Origin of the sequence: Leclercia sp. 1548, assembly GCF_050435045.1 — a bacterium.
Classification (GTDB): domain Bacteria; phylum Pseudomonadota; class Gammaproteobacteria; order Enterobacterales; family Enterobacteriaceae; genus Enterobacter; species Enterobacter adecarboxylatus.
In genome coordinates, this window is the sequence record NZ_JBNDJP010000001.1 from 966,836 (window position 1) to 982,542 (window position 15,707).

The 15,707-nt window shown below is 58.9% G+C and carries 15 protein-coding genes; 5 read left to right on the forward strand and 10 right to left on the reverse strand.

The window, feature by feature from the left end; genetic code table 11:
- Positions 1 to 22 precede the first annotated feature (22 nt).
- Together bioA and ABIE02_RS04650 are read left to right on the forward strand one after the other, a co-directional pair.
- Entirely contained in the window at positions 23 to 1,330 is a 1,308-nt protein-coding gene (gene bioA, locus ABIE02_RS04645; RefSeq protein WP_032617139.1) for an adenosylmethionine--8-amino-7-oxononanoate transaminase, read from the forward strand.
- A gap of 45 nt (positions 1,331 to 1,375) precedes the next feature.
- On the forward strand, positions 1,376 to 1,852 hold the full coding sequence (locus ABIE02_RS04650; RefSeq protein WP_032617125.1) for a kinase inhibitor: 477 nt from the start codon (positions 1,376 to 1,378) through the stop codon (positions 1,850 to 1,852).
- 68 nt (positions 1,853 to 1,920) lie between these two features.
- Here the strand turns inward: ABIE02_RS04650 and hutH are convergent, their stop codons facing one another.
- The 5 genes from hutH to hutI form a co-directional block, all read right to left on the reverse strand.
- Positions 1,921 to 3,441 carry a histidine ammonia-lyase gene (hutH, locus tag ABIE02_RS04655; RefSeq protein WP_336994761.1) on the reverse strand — a complete coding sequence of 507 codons (1,521 nt, stop codon included), beginning with the start codon at positions 3,439 to 3,441 and terminating at the stop codon, positions 1,921 to 1,923.
- Positions 3,441 to 5,126 (reverse strand): urocanate hydratase, encoded by a 1,686-nt coding sequence (hutU, locus tag ABIE02_RS04660; RefSeq protein WP_032617122.1) that lies wholly within the window; start codon positions 5,124 to 5,126, stop codon positions 3,441 to 3,443. Before hutU ends, hutH begins: the two co-directional genes overlap by 1 nt.
- Positions 5,127 to 5,251: 125 nt before the next feature.
- A complete protein-coding gene (locus ABIE02_RS04665; RefSeq protein WP_032617121.1) occupies positions 5,252 to 5,986 on the reverse strand; it encodes a histidine utilization repressor in 735 nt (244 codons plus the stop codon).
- A 44-nt stretch (positions 5,987 to 6,030) separates the two neighbouring features.
- Positions 6,031 to 6,969 (reverse strand): formimidoylglutamase, encoded by a 939-nt coding sequence (gene hutG / locus ABIE02_RS04670; protein ID WP_148568840.1) that lies wholly within the window; start codon positions 6,967 to 6,969, stop codon positions 6,031 to 6,033.
- Positions 6,966 to 8,189 carry an imidazolonepropionase gene (hutI, locus tag ABIE02_RS04675; RefSeq protein ID WP_336994872.1) on the reverse strand — a complete coding sequence of 408 codons (1,224 nt, stop codon included), beginning with the start codon at positions 8,187 to 8,189 and terminating at the stop codon, positions 6,966 to 6,968. The genes hutG and hutI overlap by 4 nt, the downstream gene beginning before the upstream one ends.
- 223 nt (positions 8,190 to 8,412) lie before the next feature.
- Between hutI and ABIE02_RS04680 the strand changes: the two genes are divergently transcribed.
- Entirely contained in the window at positions 8,413 to 9,696 is a 1,284-nt protein-coding gene (locus ABIE02_RS04680; RefSeq protein WP_336994762.1) for a putative acyl-CoA thioester hydrolase, read from the forward strand.
- A gap of 219 nt (positions 9,697 to 9,915) precedes the next feature.
- Here the strand turns inward: ABIE02_RS04680 and pgl are convergent, their stop codons facing one another.
- Positions 9,916 to 10,911 carry a 6-phosphogluconolactonase gene (pgl, locus tag ABIE02_RS04685; protein WP_200143028.1) on the reverse strand — a complete coding sequence of 332 codons (996 nt, stop codon included), beginning with the start codon at positions 10,909 to 10,911 and terminating at the stop codon, positions 9,916 to 9,918.
- A 153-nt stretch (positions 10,912 to 11,064) separates the two neighbouring features.
- Between pgl and ABIE02_RS04690 the strand changes: the two genes are divergently transcribed.
- Positions 11,065 to 11,883, forward strand: coding sequence for a pyridoxal phosphatase (locus tag ABIE02_RS04690; RefSeq protein ID WP_077226607.1), 819 nt, complete (start codon positions 11,065 to 11,067; stop codon positions 11,881 to 11,883).
- Here ABIE02_RS04690 and modC read toward each other — a convergent pair whose 3' ends face one another.
- The 4 genes from modC to ABIE02_RS04710 all read right to left on the reverse strand — a co-directional run bounded on the left by modC (position 11,884) and on the right by ABIE02_RS04710 (position 14,738).
- Positions 11,884 to 12,942, reverse strand: a complete 1,059-nt coding sequence (gene modC, locus ABIE02_RS04695) for a molybdenum ABC transporter ATP-binding protein ModC (protein ID WP_032617115.1) — start codon at positions 12,940 to 12,942, stop codon at positions 11,884 to 11,886.
- A gap of 2 nt (positions 12,943 to 12,944) precedes the next feature.
- The gene (modB, locus tag ABIE02_RS04700) at positions 12,945 to 13,634 is read right to left on the reverse strand and encodes a molybdate ABC transporter permease subunit (protein WP_032617114.1); all 690 of its coding nucleotides are present in this window, start codon (positions 13,632 to 13,634) and stop codon (positions 12,945 to 12,947) included.
- The gene (gene modA, locus ABIE02_RS04705; protein ID WP_336994763.1) at positions 13,631 to 14,407 is read right to left on the reverse strand and encodes a molybdate ABC transporter substrate-binding protein; all 777 of its coding nucleotides are present in this window, start codon (positions 14,405 to 14,407) and stop codon (positions 13,631 to 13,633) included. The genes modB and modA overlap by 4 nt, the downstream gene beginning before the upstream one ends.
- A gap of 181 nt (positions 14,408 to 14,588) precedes the next feature.
- Entirely contained in the window at positions 14,589 to 14,738 is a 150-nt protein-coding gene (locus ABIE02_RS04710; RefSeq protein ID WP_032617112.1) for an AcrZ family multidrug efflux pump-associated protein, read from the reverse strand.
- Between the two features lie 127 nt (positions 14,739 to 14,865).
- On the opposite strand from ABIE02_RS04710, the gene modE reads away from it, so the two are divergent.
- Positions 14,866 to 15,654 (forward strand): molybdenum-dependent transcriptional regulator, encoded by a 789-nt coding sequence (gene modE / locus ABIE02_RS04715; protein WP_155166450.1) that lies wholly within the window; start codon positions 14,866 to 14,868, stop codon positions 15,652 to 15,654.
- Positions 15,655 to 15,707 lie beyond the last annotated feature (53 nt).

A 15,707-nucleotide genomic window follows, 5' to 3' on the forward strand; every position in this document is an offset into this window, starting at 1 on the left:
TGTAAACCTAAATGTTTTCAAAATGGTTTACAAGTCGATTATGACAACGGACGATCTCGCCTTCGATCAGCGCCATATCTGGCATCCCTACACCTCCATGACTCAGCCCCTGCCGGTATACCCGGTGACGGAAGCACACGGCTGCGAGCTGACGCTGGCCAGCGGCGAACAGCTGGTGGACGGTATGTCCTCCTGGTGGGCAGCCATTCATGGCTACAACCATCCGCGGCTGAATGCGGCGATGAAAGCGCAGATTGACCGCATGTCCCACGTGATGTTCGGTGGGATCACCCATCAACCGGCGGTGGATCTCTGCCGTCGGCTGGTGGCGATGACCCCCGAGACGCTGGAGTGCGTCTTCCTGGCGGATTCCGGCTCGGTGGCGGTGGAAGTGGCGATGAAAATGGCCCTGCAGTACTGGCATGCGAAGGGCGAAAACCGTCAGCGCTTTATCACCTTCCGCAACGGCTACCACGGTGACACCTTCGGCGCGATGTCGGTGTGCGATCCCGACAACTCCATGCACAGCCTGTGGAAAGGCTACCTGCCAGAAAACCTGTTTGCCCCGGCGCCGCAAAGCCGCTTTGACGGCGAGTGGGATGAAATGGACATGGTCGGCTTTGCCCGTCTGATGGCCGCCCATCGTCATGAGATTGCGGCGGTGATCCTGGAGCCAGTGGTACAGGGTGCGGGCGGGATGCGCATGTACCACCCGGAGTGGCTGAAGCGCATTCGCAGGATGTGTGACCGCGAAGGCATCCTGCTGATTGCCGATGAAATTGCCACCGGCTTCGGGCGTACCGGCAAGCTGTTTGCCTGTGAGCACGCGGGCATTACGCCGGACATTCTCTGTCTCGGCAAAGCCCTGACGGGCGGCACCATGACGCTCTCCGCCACCCTCACCACTCGCCAGGTGGCAGAGACCATCAGCAATGGCGAAGCAGGCTGCTTTATGCACGGCCCGACCTTTATGGGCAACCCGCTGGCCTGTGCGGTGGCCAGCGAGAGTCTGGCGTTGCTGGAGAGCGGCGAGTGGCAGAGCCAGGTGGCCGCCATCGAAGCCCAGCTGAAGGATGAGCTGGCGGCAGCGCGGGAGGCAGAATATGTCGCTGACGTGCGGGTGCTGGGGGCCATCGGCGTCGTCGAAACCACCCATCCGGTGAACATGGCGGCGCTGCAACGCTTCTTTGTGGCACGTGGCGTCTGGGTGCGCCCGTTCGGAAAGCTAATTTATCTGATGCCGCCGTATATCATTGGCCGCGATCAGCTTAACAAACTGACCGCCGCCGTGGTGGATGCCGTGAATAATCCCGCCCACTTTGCGATTTAAGCCCACAGGATTACACTTTTTGCAGGGCTTATACGGAGAGATACGATGAAACTGATCAGTCAGGATCTGCAAGACGGCGATAAACTCCCGCTGCGCCACGTGTTTAACGGTATGGGATATGAGGGAGATAACATCTCTCCGCATCTGGCGTGGGACGAGGTGCCATCGGGCACCAAAAGCTTTGTCGTGACCTGTTACGACCCGGATGCGCCTACCGGCTCGGGCTGGTGGCACTGGATCGTCGCCAATATTCCCGCCGATACCCGCGTGCTACCGCAGGGTTCCGGCTCCTCGCTGGTGGCGCTGCCGGATGGCGCGGTGGAGACCCGTACCGATTTTGGTAAGCCGGGATATGGCGGCGCGGCTCCGCCGAAAGGCGAAACCCATCGCTATATCTTTACGGTGCATGCGCTGGATGTGGAGAGAATCGAGGTCGATAAAGAGGCGAGCGGTGCGATGGTGGGCTTTAACGTCCATTTCCATACCCTGGGCAGCGCGTCGATTACGGCGATGTACAGTTAACTAAAAAAACCGGCCAATAAGCCGGTTTTTTTGTAGGCCCGGTAAGCGAAACGCCTCCGGGCAAACCGTTACAGCACGGGAGGCAATAACGCCACCAGAGTGCGTTTATCCAGCAGCCCCATCGCCGCATCAATATCCGGGGCGAAGAAGCGGTCATCATCATAGTGCGCCACCTGCTCCCGCAGGATCTGCCGCGCCTGCTCCAGCAGCGGGCTGGAGGTCAGGCCGTCCCGCAGATCGCAGCCCTGGCAGGCCGCCAGCCACTCCACCGCCAGCACGCCGCGGGTATTGCTCGCCATCTCCCACAAACGACGCCCCGCCGCCGGGGCCATCGAGACATGATCTTCCTGGTTGGCTGAGGTCGGCAGGCTGTCCACGCTGTGCGGGTGCGACAGGGCTTTGTTCTCGCTCGCCAGCGCCGCCGCCGTCACCTGGGCAATCATAAACCCGGAGTTTACGCCGCCGTTGCGCACCAGGAACGGCGGCAGTTGCGACATGTGTTTATCCATCATCAGCGCGATACGGCGTTCGGAGAGCGCGCCGATTTCGGCAATCGCCAGGGCCAGATTATCCGCCGCCATCGCCACCGGTTCGGCGTGGAAGTTTCCCCCGGAGACCACGTCGTTTTCGGCCGCGAACACCAGCGGGTTATCGGAAACGGCGTTGGATTCAACCAGCAATACCTCTGCCACCTGGCGCATCTGGGTCAGGCAGGCGCCCATCACCTGCGGCTGGCAGCGCAGGGAGTACGGGTCCTGCACTTTGTCGCAGTTGTGATGCGATTCGGCAATGGCGCTGGTATCGGTCAGCACGTGACGGAACAGCGCCGCGGCGTCGATCTGCCCGCGCTGGCCGCGCACGTCATGAATACGGGCATCGAACGGACGGCGGGAACCGAGCACCGCTTCGGTGGTGAGCGCCCCGCAGACAACCGCCGAGGCAAACAGATCTTCGGCTTCGAACAGGCCTCGCAGGGCAAAAGCGGTGGAAGCCTGGGTGCCGTTCAACAGCGCCAGCCCCTCTTTTGCCGCCAGCGTGACCGGGGCAAGCCCGGCTTTTTGCAGGGCGGTGGCGGCCGGTAGCCATTCCCCACGGTAACGGGCTTTGCCCTCGCCAAGCAGGGTCAGGGACATGTGCGCCAGCGGGGCCAGGTCGCCGGACGCGCCGACCGAACCCTTGGCCGGGATCCACGGATAAACCCCGGCATTGACCAGCGAGATCAGGGCCTGAATCACGCTCAGGCGGATACCGGAGAAACCGCGCGCCAGGCTGTTAATTTTCAGCACCATCATCAGACGCACAATGTTGTCATCCAGCGGCTCGCCGACACCCGCCGCATGGGACAGCACCAGTGAACGTTGCAGATTTTCCAGGTCGTGGGTGGCGATACGCGTCTGCGCCAGCAGGCCAAAACCGGTGTTGATCCCGTAGGCGGTGCGCCCCTCTGCCACTATCGCTTCCACGCAGGCCACGCTGTCGTTAATCGCCTGGTGGGCTGATTCATCAAGCGTCAGCTGCAGCGGCTGTTGCCAGACCTGGCGCAGCTGGGCCAGCGTCAGTGAACCGGGGATCAGGGTTAAGGCGTTCATCAGTGCTTTCCTTCTCTGGAGGTGATCATCGGCAGGTTCAGGCCCTGCTCTTTCGCGCAATCAATCGCGATGTCATACCCGGCATCAGCATGGCGCATTACGCCTGTCGCCGGATCGTTGTGCAGAACGCGGGCAATACGGGCTGCAGCTTCATCGGTGCCGTCACAGACGATCACCATCCCGGCATGTTGGGAGAAGCCCATCCCTACCCCGCCGCCGTGGTGCAGCGAGACCCAGGTCGCGCCGCTGGCGGTATTGAGCAGGGCGTTCAGCAGCGGCCAGTCGGATACTGCGTCGGAACCGTCCTGCATCGCTTCGGTTTCGCGGTTCGGGCTGGCAACCGAGCCGGAATCAAGATGGTCGCGACCGATGACGATTGGCGCGGAGACTTCCCCGCTGCGAACCATTTCATTGAAGGCCAGGCCCAGCTTCTGGCGCCACTCCAGTCCCACCCAGCAGATACGCGCCGGTAAGCCCTGGAAGCTAATGCGCTCGCGGGCCATATCCAGCCAGTGATGCAGGTGCTCATCATCGGCGACGATCTCTTTCACTTTGGCGTCAGTTTTGTAGATATCTTCCGGGTCGCCTGAGAGCGCCACCCAGCGGAACGGGCCGATGCCGCGGCAGAACAGCGGGCGGATATAGGCAGGGACAAAGCCCGGGAAATCGAAGGCGTTGGTCACCCCCATCTCTTTCGCCATCTGGCGAATGTTGTTGCCGTAATCGAAAGTGGGCACGCCCTGCTGGCTGAAGGCCAGCATCGCGCTGACGTGCTCGGCCATCGAACGCTTCGCCGCCAGAACGGTGCCTTCAGGATCCTGCTGGGCTTTCTGCTGATACTCTTCCCAGCTCCAGCCTTTTGGCAGGTAGCCGTGCAGCGGATCGTGGGCGCTGGTCTGGTCGGTGACCAGGTCCGGGCGCACGCCGCGCGCCACCAGTTCCGGCACGATATCGGCGGCGTTGCCGCACAGGGCAATCGAGACCGCTTTGCCTTGCTGGGTGTATTTATTGATACGTGCGAGGGCGTCATCCAGCGAGTCGGCCTGCTCATCGACGTAACGGGTGCGCAGACGGAAATCGATGCGGCTCTGCTGGCACTCAATGTTCAGGGAGCAGGCACCTGCCAGGGTCGCTGCCAGCGGCTGTGCGCCCCCCATCCCGCCTAAGCCTGCAGTCAGTACCCAACGTCCTTTCAGGGAGCCGTTATAGTGCTGGCGGCCCGCTTCGACAAAGGTCTCGTAGGTGCCCTGGACGATGCCCTGGCTGCCGATATAGATCCAGCTGCCCGCGGTCATCTGGCCATACATTGCCAGCCCTTTCGCATCCAGCTCGTTGAAGTGTTCCCAGGTCGCCCAGTGCGGCACCAGGTTGGAGTTGGCGATCAGCACGCGCGGGGCGTTTTCGTGGGTTTTGAATACGCCGACCGGTTTGCCGGATTGCACCAGCAGGGTTTCGTCGTTTTCCAGTTCGGTGAGGGCGGCAACTATCGCGTCATAACAGGCCCAGTTACGCGCCGCGCGGCCAATCCCGCCATACACCACCAGCTCGTGAGGATTTTCCGCCACGTCGGGATCGAGGTTGTTCATTAACATGCGCAGCGGGGCTTCGGTGAGCCAGCTTTTGGCATTTAACGTGGTGCCACGGGGGGCGCGGATCTCTTGCTGGCGATACTTACCTGACGACATTGTGTGCTCCTCATTGGGGACAGAATATACAGTAAGATATACTTGTATAGACAAGTGCACACAAGGCTGGTTTTAACAATTACGATACATTTTTGTTATATTGCGTCAGCAATCACGCTTTTGGCTTATGACATGAAATGGCCCTGCAGCCGGTAGCGGTTGCCCGGGAACAGCAATCTGGCGTGGGAAACGATGTGCGAGGCTGACCAGGTGCGGCGGTGGATCAGCAGGCAGGGATCGTGCTCTTTAATGCGCAGCAGCTCGCACTCCTGTGGCGTGGCGCGTACCGCTTCAACGATATGCTCCCCTTCCGTCAGCGGCGCAACCTGCGACAGCCAGGCATGAGGCGTGGTGACGGTGTAGTCCTGTTGCAGATAGTCCGGCACCAGCGTGGCGTTTACACAGCGATCTTCTATCTGGACCGGTACGTCGTTTTCGTAGTGCAGCATCAGGGAGTGGAAGATCAGCGTGCCCTCTTTAACATTCAGCGCCACGGCCTGCACGGCGTTGGCCTGCGTCTCTTCGAGGAGCAATACCTCACAACGGTGCTGATGGTTGCGGGAGGCGATCTCATCGGCAATGCTGCGGATCTCAAACAGCGCCGACTGCCCCTTCGGCTCGGCCACAAACGTGCCGACCCCCTGCAGACGCACCAGCAGTCCCTCATCGGTTAGCTCCCGCAGCGCGCGGTTAATGGTCATCCGGCTAAAGCCGAACTGCGCCACCAGCTCGGCTTCAGACGGGATGCGATCGTGCGGACGCCAGACGCCGGTGGCGATCTGATGGCTGATCGCCTGTTTTACCTTTTCATAGAAAGGGGCTGGCGTATTGGCCTGCTGCTGCGGGGCGCGAGAAAACATAGCAATTCCTTAAGCCGGAAGAAAAAGTCGAGTATATACAGCCTTTATGCCCACCAGTGAGCTATTTGCCAGGCAAGCCGCGCGGCGAGCTTCGCGCCCTGACCGTCGCGGTCGAAACCGGGGCTGAACTCCACCAGATCGGCCGCCTGCAGTTTGCCGCTGCGGCAGACCCGCTCAATGACCGGCAGCAGATCCCGGGCGGGAACGCCCAGCGCAGCAGGCGCGGACACGGCGGGCATCTCCCCGGCCGGCATCACGTCAAGGTCGATGGTGAGATAGACCCGATCCGCCTCGTTCAGGATGTTCTCAACTACCCGTAACGCCTGCTGAGGGAAGTCAAGATCCTCGACCAGGGTGACGTTAAGACGGGCCGCTTCATCCCAGAGTGCCCTGGTATTTGCCGCCCGGCTAACCCCCAGGCAGGCATAGTGAAACTCACGCTGCTGTTCCGCGCAGTACATCGCCAGCTGGCGGAAGGGTGTCCCGGAGGTGGCCTGGCTGGCGTTTCGCAGATCGAGGTGCGCATCCAGGTTGATAATCACTACCCGCTCGCCGGGAAAGGCATCCAGCACGCCCCGGCCATGCGCCCAGGCGGTTTCATGCCCGCCGCCAAACACCAGGGTGCGCATTCCCGCCTGCTGACAGGCGGTCACCGTCTTACTCAGCGCCTGCTGGGCGGCCTCCAGCGCCTCCCCTTCAACGCGAATATTGCCCATGTCGGTCAGCCGCTCATGGCCCTCATGGCTTGCCATATTCCCCAGCGCCCGGCGTAACGTATCCGGGGCCTGTGCGGCGCCGGTCCGGCCCTGATTGCGTCTCACCCCTTCGTCACAGGCGAAGCCGATCAGGGCGATGCCGTTCCCGGAAGGCTGCTGCGTGTCGCTTTGCCGTACGGTCTGGAACAGGCGCAGGGCATTGCTGGCCTCGTGACGGTCGTCGCGCCCCTGCCAGATGTCAGGTGAAACGGGCTGCCACAGACTCATTGTACTTTTCCTCTGAATACGCGCTGATAAAGCGGGTTACGCCCCGGCTCATACACCATCTCAACCGGGCTTTTCGCATCCCAGATCGCCAGATCGGCGACAAACCCGGCCTTCAGCTGGCCGTGCGTTTCGCCGCGACCGAGCGCCTGCGCGGCGTGCCGGGTCACCCCTGCCCACGCCTCTTCCGGGGTCAGACCAAACTGGACGCAGGCCATGTTCATCGCCAGATGCAGGCTGGCAAACGGGCTGGTGCCGGGGTTGTAATCGGTGGCGACGGCCATCGGCACCCCCTGCTGGCGCAACAGCGCAACCGGCGGACGCTGGCGCTCCTGTAAGAAATAGAAAGCACCGGGCAGCAACACCGCCACGGTGCCGCTTCGGGACATCGCGCTCACCCCGGCTTCATCAAGATATTCAATGTGATCGGCAGATAGCCCCTGGTAACGGCTCACCAGCGCGGTGCCGCCGAGGTTCGAGAGCTGTTCGACGTGGCCTTTTATCGGGATCCCCCGGGCCTGTGCCGCCTGAAACACCCGCTCGCTCTGTGCTGGGGTAAAGCCGACATTCTCGCAAAACACATCCACGGCTTCGAAAAGCCCTTTTTCCCACAGCTGCGGCAGGGTGTGCTGACAAACATGGTCTATATAAGCATCGGGATCCTGGCGGTACTCTTTCGGCACCGCGTGAGCGGCCAGCAACGTCGGGCTGATCTCAATGGGATGGGTATGCGCCAGACGCTGGACCACGCGCAGCATCTTCTCTTCCGTTTCGTCGTTCAGGCCATAACCGGATTTGATTTCGAGGGTGGTGACGCCTTCGCGCATCAGGCGCTGTAAACGCTGCTGCGCCAGCTGCTCAAGCTGCTCTGGCGTGCTGTTCCGGGTGGCGGTCACCGTGGCATTAATCCCGCCGCCCTGGGCGCTGATGGTCTGATAGGAGACGCCGTTCAGCCGCTGCTCCCACTCGGCGGCGCGCTCGCCGCCGAACACCAGATGGGTGTGGCAGTCGATCAGGCCCGGCGTGACCAGCCGGCCCTGTAAATCGTTGGCATTGGGCAGATCCGCAGGCAGGTCAGATTCAGGCACGATCGCCAGGATGGTCTCACCGCGCACAATTAACGCCCGATTCTCCAGCAGGCCATAGGCTGTGCCGTGGGCAGGATCCAGGGTCGCGAGGCGCAGGTTACGCCAGATTACGTCGTCGGGATGAAGTTGCAGCATCGGGCTTCCGCTTGTCATGAGTTGTATAGACATTTATTTTCATTCCCGGCGGCCTGTCAATCGCCTTTACCGAAATTGTTATTTATTTGTGACAACTTTCCCGCTAAGCGTGGGAAGAAAAAGTAACTTTTTGCCTTTTCATCTTCCCGTTTCGCTCAACTTAGTATAAAAAAGCAGGCTATTTCAGTTATCCCCCTATTGATATGCTTAGCAGGAGCTTCCCTTGAACATTTCCAGGATTTCTCGTCTGGCGCTGGCCCTCGCATTTGGCGTGACGTTGTCTGCGTGCAGCTCTACGCCGCCGGATCAACTGCCTTCAGAGCAGGCCGCGCCAGGCACGGCTTCCCGCCCGATCCTTTCCGCTGATGAAGCGAAAAACTTCCAGCAGGCCCGCTACTTCACGGCCATGGATCCGAACGCGGCGCCGTGGAGTCCTTATGCCATTCGCCTGCCTGCACAGCCAAACTTTGTTGTTGGCCCGGCGGGAACCCAGGGCGTTACGCATACCACTATCCAGGCGGCCATCGATGCAGCCATTGCTAAGCACAGCAGCTCCCGCCAGTACATCGCCATTTTGCCCGGCGAATACGAAGGGACGGTGTATGTACCTGCCGCGCCAGGCAGCGTGACCCTGTACGGTACGGGCGAAAAACCCATTGATGTGAAAATTGGTCTGGCGATCGACTCCGAAATCGATACCACCACCTGGCGTCGTCTGGTTAACCCGGGCGGTAAATACATGCCTGGCAAACCAGCCTGGTACATGTTTGACCGTTGCCAGAGCAAGCAAAGCGCCACCATCGGCGTGATGTGTTCCGCGGTCTTCTGGTCGCAGAACAACGGCCTGCAGCTGCAGAACCTGACGATTGAAAACAATCTGGGTGACAGCGTCGATGCCGGAAACCACCAGGCCGTAGCCCTGCGCAGCGATGGCGATCAGGTGCAGATCGACAAGGTGAATATTCTGGGTCGTCAGAACACCTTCTTCGTCACCAACAGCGGTGTCGAGAATACCCTGAAAAACAACCGCATCACTCGCACCCTGGTGACTAACAGCTACATCGAAGGCGATGTGGATATTGTTTCAGGTCGCGGTGCGGTGGTGTTTGATAATACCGATTTCCGCGTGATGAACAGCCGTACGCAGCAGGAAGGCTATGTCTTCGCACCGGCTACCCTGTCGAACATGTTCTATGGCTTCCTGGCGGTAAACAGCCGCTTTACCGCGATGGGTGATGGTGTGGCGCAACTGGGCCGCTCGCTGGATGTCGATTCTGCCTCTAACGGCCAGGTGGTGATCCGCGACAGCGTGATCAACGAAGGCTTTAATATGGCAAAACCCTGGGGCAACGCCGCGATTTCTCAGCGTCCGTATGCGGGTAACACCGGTGCGGTGGATGATAAAGGCAACGTGCAGCGTAACCTTAACGACGCTAACTTCAACCGCATGTGGGAATACAACAACCGCGGTGTAGGCAGCAAAGTTATCGCCGAACCAAAGCAGTAAGATTCTGGTAACAAGGGGGAGTGACTCCTCCTTATTGCTGCGGCTGGGCACGTCAGGCACCGCGCCTCTGATACGCATCCAGCCGTTGCAAAACAGCAACCCTGCTTATAGCGCATCAGCTCGGGATTAATAGTGGGGTTGATGTTTTCGGTGTGCTCACCCGGTTACCTCCGGGCATAAAAAAACCTCGCATTGGCGAGGTTTTTTATTTTATCGGCCTTAGTGCGCGTTAACCACCACCCACATTGGCCCCTGGCCGACAGCATAACGCCCCTTCTCTTCCAGCAGGCCCTGCTCGCCCTGAATCTCATACAGGGCGATATGGTGCGATTTCTGTCCCGCCGCAATCAGGAATTTACCGCTGTGATCGACGTTAAAGCCGCGCGGCTGGGTCTCGGTTGGCTGGAAGCCTTCGATTGCCAGCACGCTGCCGTCTTCAGAGATGCTGAAGATGGTGATCAGGCTTGAAGTACGATCGCAGGTATAGAGGTGGCGTCCGTCAGGGGTGATGTGAATATCCGCACCCCAGCGCGTATCGGTGAAGTCCGTCGGCATCATGTCCAGGGTCTGCACACACTCGATGTTGCCGTGCGGATCGCGCAGCGCCCAGACGTCCACAGAGCAGTTCAGCTCATTCACGACGTAGGCGTACTGCTGATTCGGGTGGAAGACCATGTGACGCGGGCCAGCGCCTTCTACAGTGGTCACTTCCGCAGGCGTTTGCGCCGCCAGCTTGCCGTCGTCGCCAAGAGTAAACAGGCAGATACGATCCTGTTTCAGCGCCGGTACCCACAGGGTGCGGTTATCCGGGGAGATGTTGGCTGAGTGGCAACCTTCCAGACCTTCAACCACCTCTACGGTCTCGGTCGGAATGCCGTCATCCAGGCGGGTCACGCTAACGCAACCGGCATTGTAGGAGCCGCTAAAGATAAAGCGACCTTGCAGATCGGTTGAGATATGAGTTGGGCTACCCGGCAGGGCGGCTTCGGCCGTCCAGGTCAGAGCGCCATCGTCAGGAGAGATACGGTACGCAAGCACACGGAATTCCGGGCGCACGCCCACATACAGGAAACGTTTATCCGGGCTGATCACCATCGGCTGAACCTGGCCGGGAACATCGACGACCTGTACCAGGGTGAGTGTGCCTTCGGGATTCAGACGCCAGACATGGATCTGCTGGCTTTCAGGACTGGCGGTATAAACGGTTTGTTTCATGAATGCTCCTTTCCTCACTGCGCGTAAAAGTAATGTACCAGGATAGTCTTTTTTAACGGTGAATGCTGAATTTTAATCAGGAATTTTGCAGCGTTAGTTGTGCGGTGTACCATCTGCTCATTCTGCCATTTCAACATTAACCCGGAATATCAAATGACCTCGCGTGTGATTGCACTGGATTTAGACGGTACGCTATTAACCCCGCAAAAAACCCTGCTCCCCTCTTCCCTCGACGCCCTGAAGCGCGCCCGGGAGGTGGGATATCAACTCCTCATCGTGACGGGTCGACATCACGTTGCTATTCATCCTTTTTATCAGGCACTGGCGTTAGATACACCTGCAATTTGTTGTAATGGCACTTATTTGTATGATTATCAAGCTAAAAAGGTTCTGGAAGCCGATCCTTTACCGGTTACGCACGCGCTGCAATTGATTGATCTGCTCGATGAACATGACATTCACGGCCTGATGTATGTTGACGACGCGATGATGTACGAGCGCCCGACCGGCCACGTTATTCGCACCAGCAATTGGGCGCTGTCGCTGCCGGAAGCGCAGCGTCCGGTGTTCACCCAGGTGCCGTCGCTGGCGCAGGCGGCCCGGGAGGTTAACGCCATCTGGAAATTCGCCCTGACCGGTGAAGACACGGTAAAACTGAATACTTTCGCAAAACATGTCGAGCAGACGCTTGGGCTGGAGTGCGAATGGTCCTGGCACGATCAGGTGGATATCGCCCGCAAAGGCAACAGCAAGGGCAAACGCCTTGCGCAGTATGTCGAATCCATCGGCGGATCAATGAAGGATGTGATTGCTTTTGGCGATAATTACAATGATATCAGCATGCTCGAAGCGGCGGGTACAGGGGTGGCGATGGGCAATGCTGACGACGCGGTGAAAGCGCGCGCCAATATCGTGATTGGCGACAACACGACCGACAGCATCGCTCAGTTTATCTATACCCATCTGGTGTAATCAGGTGGTGATCGACACGCTCTTGATTTGCGCGTAAAGCCAGAGGCCAGGTTTGATCCCCAGCTCATCCCTGGCCCACGGGCTGATGCGCGCCCACAGCGTGCGGCTGCCAATTTCCAGTTGGACCTCAACCTGGCCGTTATCGTCGTAACATTGGGCCACTTTGGCGCGCAGAATGTTACGGATACTGCTCTGTAACGGCGGCTGAAGCACCAGCGAAACATCCGACGCCTGAATGCGAATGCGCACGCTGCTTTGCAGGGGTTTATCCAGCTTATTGACCCACACATGCTGATCGCCGATCGCCAGCGCAGTCATTGCGTAGTGCGGATGATGCTCCAGCACGCTCACCTTCAGTATGCTGCTCTGCTGCTCCTGCGGCAGCCACGGATGCATCACGCTGCTGCCCCACACCTCTTCCAGATTCCCGAACGCTTTAACGCTACCGTTTTCCAGCACCAGCACCTTATCAGCCAGATGCAGGATCTCATCCAGCGAGTGGCTGACGTAAAGCATTGGAATATTAATTTCGCGCGCCAGACGTTGCAGGTAGGGCAGTAGCTCACGCTTGCGGGGGATGTCGAGCGAAGCCAGCGGCTCGTCCAGCAGCAGCAGCTCCGGGGCGGTGAGTAACGCCCTGCCTATCGCCACGCGCTGTTTTTCTCCGCCCGACAGCGAGGAGGGCAACCGGTCAAGGAGGTGCTCAATCCCCAGCAGGGCCACCAGCTTATCAAACTGTCCGGCCATGCTTTTCGCCATGCCATAACGCAGGTTACCCAGCACTTTGTAGTGAGGAAACAGCCGCGCATCCTGGAAGACATAGCCAATCCGGCGCTTTTCTGGTGCCAGGTAGATGCGCTTTTCGACGTCATTCAGCACCCGATCGTTGAGCACGATGCGGCCGGACTGCGGCCTGGTCAAGCCGCTTATCGCGTTGATCAATGAGGTTTTCCCCGCCCCGGAGACACCAAAGATGGCGGTGATCCCGCTGGCTGGCAGGGTTTCGTTAAGGGTCAGGCAGTGCTCGCCCAGAGTCTGGGTAAAATTGAGTTCCAGCATGATTATTTTCCCATCCGTTCACGGCTCAGGCGGGCCAGCCACTCAGACACCAGCAGCGAGGCCATCGCCAGCACAATGGAGAGAATGCAAAGACGCGCGGCGGCCCCTTCACCACCGGGCGTCTGAATCAGGGTGTACATCGCCGACGGGATGGTGCGTGTTTCACCGGGGATATTGGAAACAAAGGTAATGGTCGCGCCAAACTCACCCAGCGAACGGGCAAACGCCAGTACGGTACCGACAATAATGCCCGGCAGCGTCAGGGGAAGCGTGATGGTCATAAATACGCGCCAGCGCCCGGCACCCAGCGTGCGGGCCGCCTGCTCGAGTTTGAGATCCACCCCTTCCAGCCCCAAACGGATCGCCCGCACCATTAGCGGGAATGACATTACCGCCGCCGCCATGACGGCCCCGCGCCAGCTGAAGGCAAAGCTGATGCCAAACCACTCGTACAGACGCTCACCGATAAACCCGCGACGCCCCATGGCGATGAGGAGCAAGTACCCTACCACCACCGGCGGTAGCACCAGCGGCAAATGCAGAAGACTGTCGAGCAGCGCTTTGCCGGGGAACTTACAGCGAACCAGTAACCAGGCGAAGAAGATCCCAAAGGGCAAACTGAATGCAACTGCCAGGGAAGAGACTTTCAGGCTCAGCAGCACGGCCTGCCATTCAGGATCGGTTAATATCATTCGTAAGTCGTAAATCCGTAACGTTTAAAGATGGCAGACGCCTGCGGCCCCTTCAGATAGTCGTAAAAGGCGCTGACGGTTGCGTTTTTATGTCCATCGACGATGGCCACAGGATATTCTACTTTCTTATGGGAGTCTTCCGGGAAGGTCCCCACCACTTTTACGCCTTTTCCGGCGACCGCATCGGAACCGTAGACGATCCCCAGCGGGGCTTCGTTGCGCTCCACCAGCGCCAGGGCACCACGCACATCTTCGGCTGGTGCCAGTTTAGGTGACAGCGTCTCCCAGGCACCCAGTTTTTGCAGCGCCTCTTTGGCATAAATGCCTGCCGGAACGTGTTCCGGGTCACCCACCGCCAGCCGCCCCTCTTGCAGCAGGCTGGTCCATGGGGTCTCTTTATTGATGGCAATCTCGCCCTGAGCACTCTCTTTCGGTGCCACAACCACCAGGCTATTGCCCAGCAGGGTTGCGCGACTGCTGTTATCCATCGATTTTTTCTCGACGGCATAATCCATCCACTTCTGATCGGCAGAGATGAACAGGTCGGCAGGTGCCCCCGCTTCAATCTGACGCGCCAGGGTGGAGGAAGAGGCAAACGACGAAACCACCTCGACGTTTTTCTCTTTTTTATACTCCGCAGCAATATCGTGCATCGCATTCGTCAGGGAGGCCGCCGCGAAGACGGTAATTTTGCCCTCATCCGCCAGTGCATGTCCGGTCAGGGTGAGGGCCAGCGTTGCCCCTGCGAAAAGGCGTAACCATGTACGTGCCATTTTGTAGCTCCTGTTGCGTTTCGTTATATACATCGCAATATAACGATAACCCCAGGATTTTCCCAGCGGTAAATCGTACCGATGAGTGAGTAGATCAAATTGATGCCATAAATAATATCGGCGCGGAGGGGGGAAACTTGAGAGCAAAACGCCCGGCGGAACCGGGCGTTTTTAAAGGGAATTAATTCTGTTTTTTCGGCTGTTTTCTGTGGCCGACATTGGAAAAGATGTTGAACACCTCACCCAGACCGTAGATGGCACCGAGGATGATAGCCATCACCACTGGTACCATGATCACGGCGAATACCAGACTTTTCAGCAACTCTAACATGGCTTTCTCCAGACAATGTGAATGCTTTATTCTAACCGGAAAAGCGAGAAATACATCCCCTTTTGTGCGGTACAGTTTGCGCATAAAACGAATTACGTCACAATAGTCCTTTTGCCAGGACATTGTTATGCAGGCCGAAATTCTCCTCACCCTACGTCTTCAGCAAAAATTGTTTGCCGATCCCCGTCGCATCGCCCTGCTCAAACAGATTGCGCAAACCGGCTCCATCAGCCAGGGAGCCAAAAACGCCGGCATTAGCTATAAAAGCGCCTGGGATGCCATCAACGAAATGAACACCCTGAGCGAACATCCCCTGGTCGATCGCGCCACCGGCGGCAAAGGCGGCGGCGGCGCGATCCTGACGCGCTTCGGGCAACGCCTGATCCAGCTCTATGATCTGCTGGCACGGATTCAACAGAAAGCCTTCGACGTCCTGAGCGACGACGATGCCCTGCCGTTAGACAGCCTCCTTGGTGCTATTTCGCGTTTCTCTTTGCAGACCAGCGCCCGTAACCAGTGGTTTGGTACCGTCACCGCCCGCGACAACGACCATGTGCAACAGCATGTGGAGGTTTTACTCGCGGACGGCACCACCCGCCTGAAAGCGGCCATTACCGCCCAGAGCGGCGAACGACTGGGGCTGAATGAGGGCAAAGAGGTGCTGGTGCTGCTGAAAGCGCCCTGGGTCAGCATTACCCGGGACAGTGCAGCGGCGCAACAGGCAGATAACCAGTTACAGGGGATCATCAACCATATCGATCGCGGCGACGAACAATGTGAAGTGCTGATGACCCTGCCCGATGGCCAGACGCTCTGCGCTACCCTGCCGCTGGCGCAGAGCCAGGATTTAGAAGAAGGTGCTAAGGCAACGGCATATTTTAATGCTGACCGGGTGATTATCGCCACGTTGTGCTGAGCGCATTGACATTCGCGCCGACAGTGCGTATCCCTGATGCTTATTGCTGCAAA

Bases quoted from the DNA above. Each gene is read 5' to 3' on its own strand.
- ABIE02_RS04710 (WP_032617112.1), bottom strand. From the start codon at position 14,738: ATGTTAGAGTTGCTGAAAAGTCTGGTATTCGCCGTGATCATGGTACCA.
- modE (WP_155166450.1), top strand. From the start codon at position 14,866: ATGCAGGCCGAAATTCTCCTCACCCTACGTCTTCAGCAAAAATTGTTT.
- hutH (WP_336994761.1), bottom strand. From the start codon at position 3,441: ATGAACGCCTTAACCCTGATCCCCGGTTCACTGACGCTGGCCCAGCTG.
- hutU (WP_032617122.1), bottom strand. From the start codon at position 5,126: ATGTCGTCAGGTAAGTATCGCCAGCAAGAGATCCGCGCCCCCCGTGGC.
- modC (WP_032617115.1), bottom strand. From the start codon at position 12,942: ATGCTGGAACTCAATTTTACCCAGACTCTGGGCGAGCACTGCCTGACC.
- ABIE02_RS04650 (WP_032617125.1), top strand. From the start codon at position 1,376: ATGAAACTGATCAGTCAGGATCTGCAAGACGGCGATAAACTCCCGCTG.
- hutI (WP_336994872.1), bottom strand. From the start codon at position 8,189: ATGCTGCAACTTCATCCCGACGACGTAATCTGGCGTAACCTGCGCCTC.
- hutG (WP_148568840.1), bottom strand. From the start codon at position 6,969: ATGAGTCTGTGGCAGCCCGTTTCACCTGACATCTGGCAGGGGCGCGAC.
- bioA (WP_032617139.1), top strand. From the start codon at position 23: ATGGTTTACAAGTCGATTATGACAACGGACGATCTCGCCTTCGATCAG.
- pgl (WP_200143028.1), bottom strand. From the start codon at position 10,911: ATGAAACAAACCGTTTATACCGCCAGTCCTGAAAGCCAGCAGATCCAT.
- modA (WP_336994763.1), bottom strand. From the start codon at position 14,407: ATGGCACGTACATGGTTACGCCTTTTCGCAGGGGCAACGCTGGCCCTC.
- ABIE02_RS04665 (WP_032617121.1), bottom strand. From the start codon at position 5,986: ATGTTTTCTCGCGCCCCGCAGCAGCAGGCCAATACGCCAGCCCCTTTC.
- ABIE02_RS04690 (WP_077226607.1), top strand. From the start codon at position 11,065: ATGACCTCGCGTGTGATTGCACTGGATTTAGACGGTACGCTATTAACC.
- modB (WP_032617114.1), bottom strand. From the start codon at position 13,634: ATGATATTAACCGATCCTGAATGGCAGGCCGTGCTGCTGAGCCTGAAA.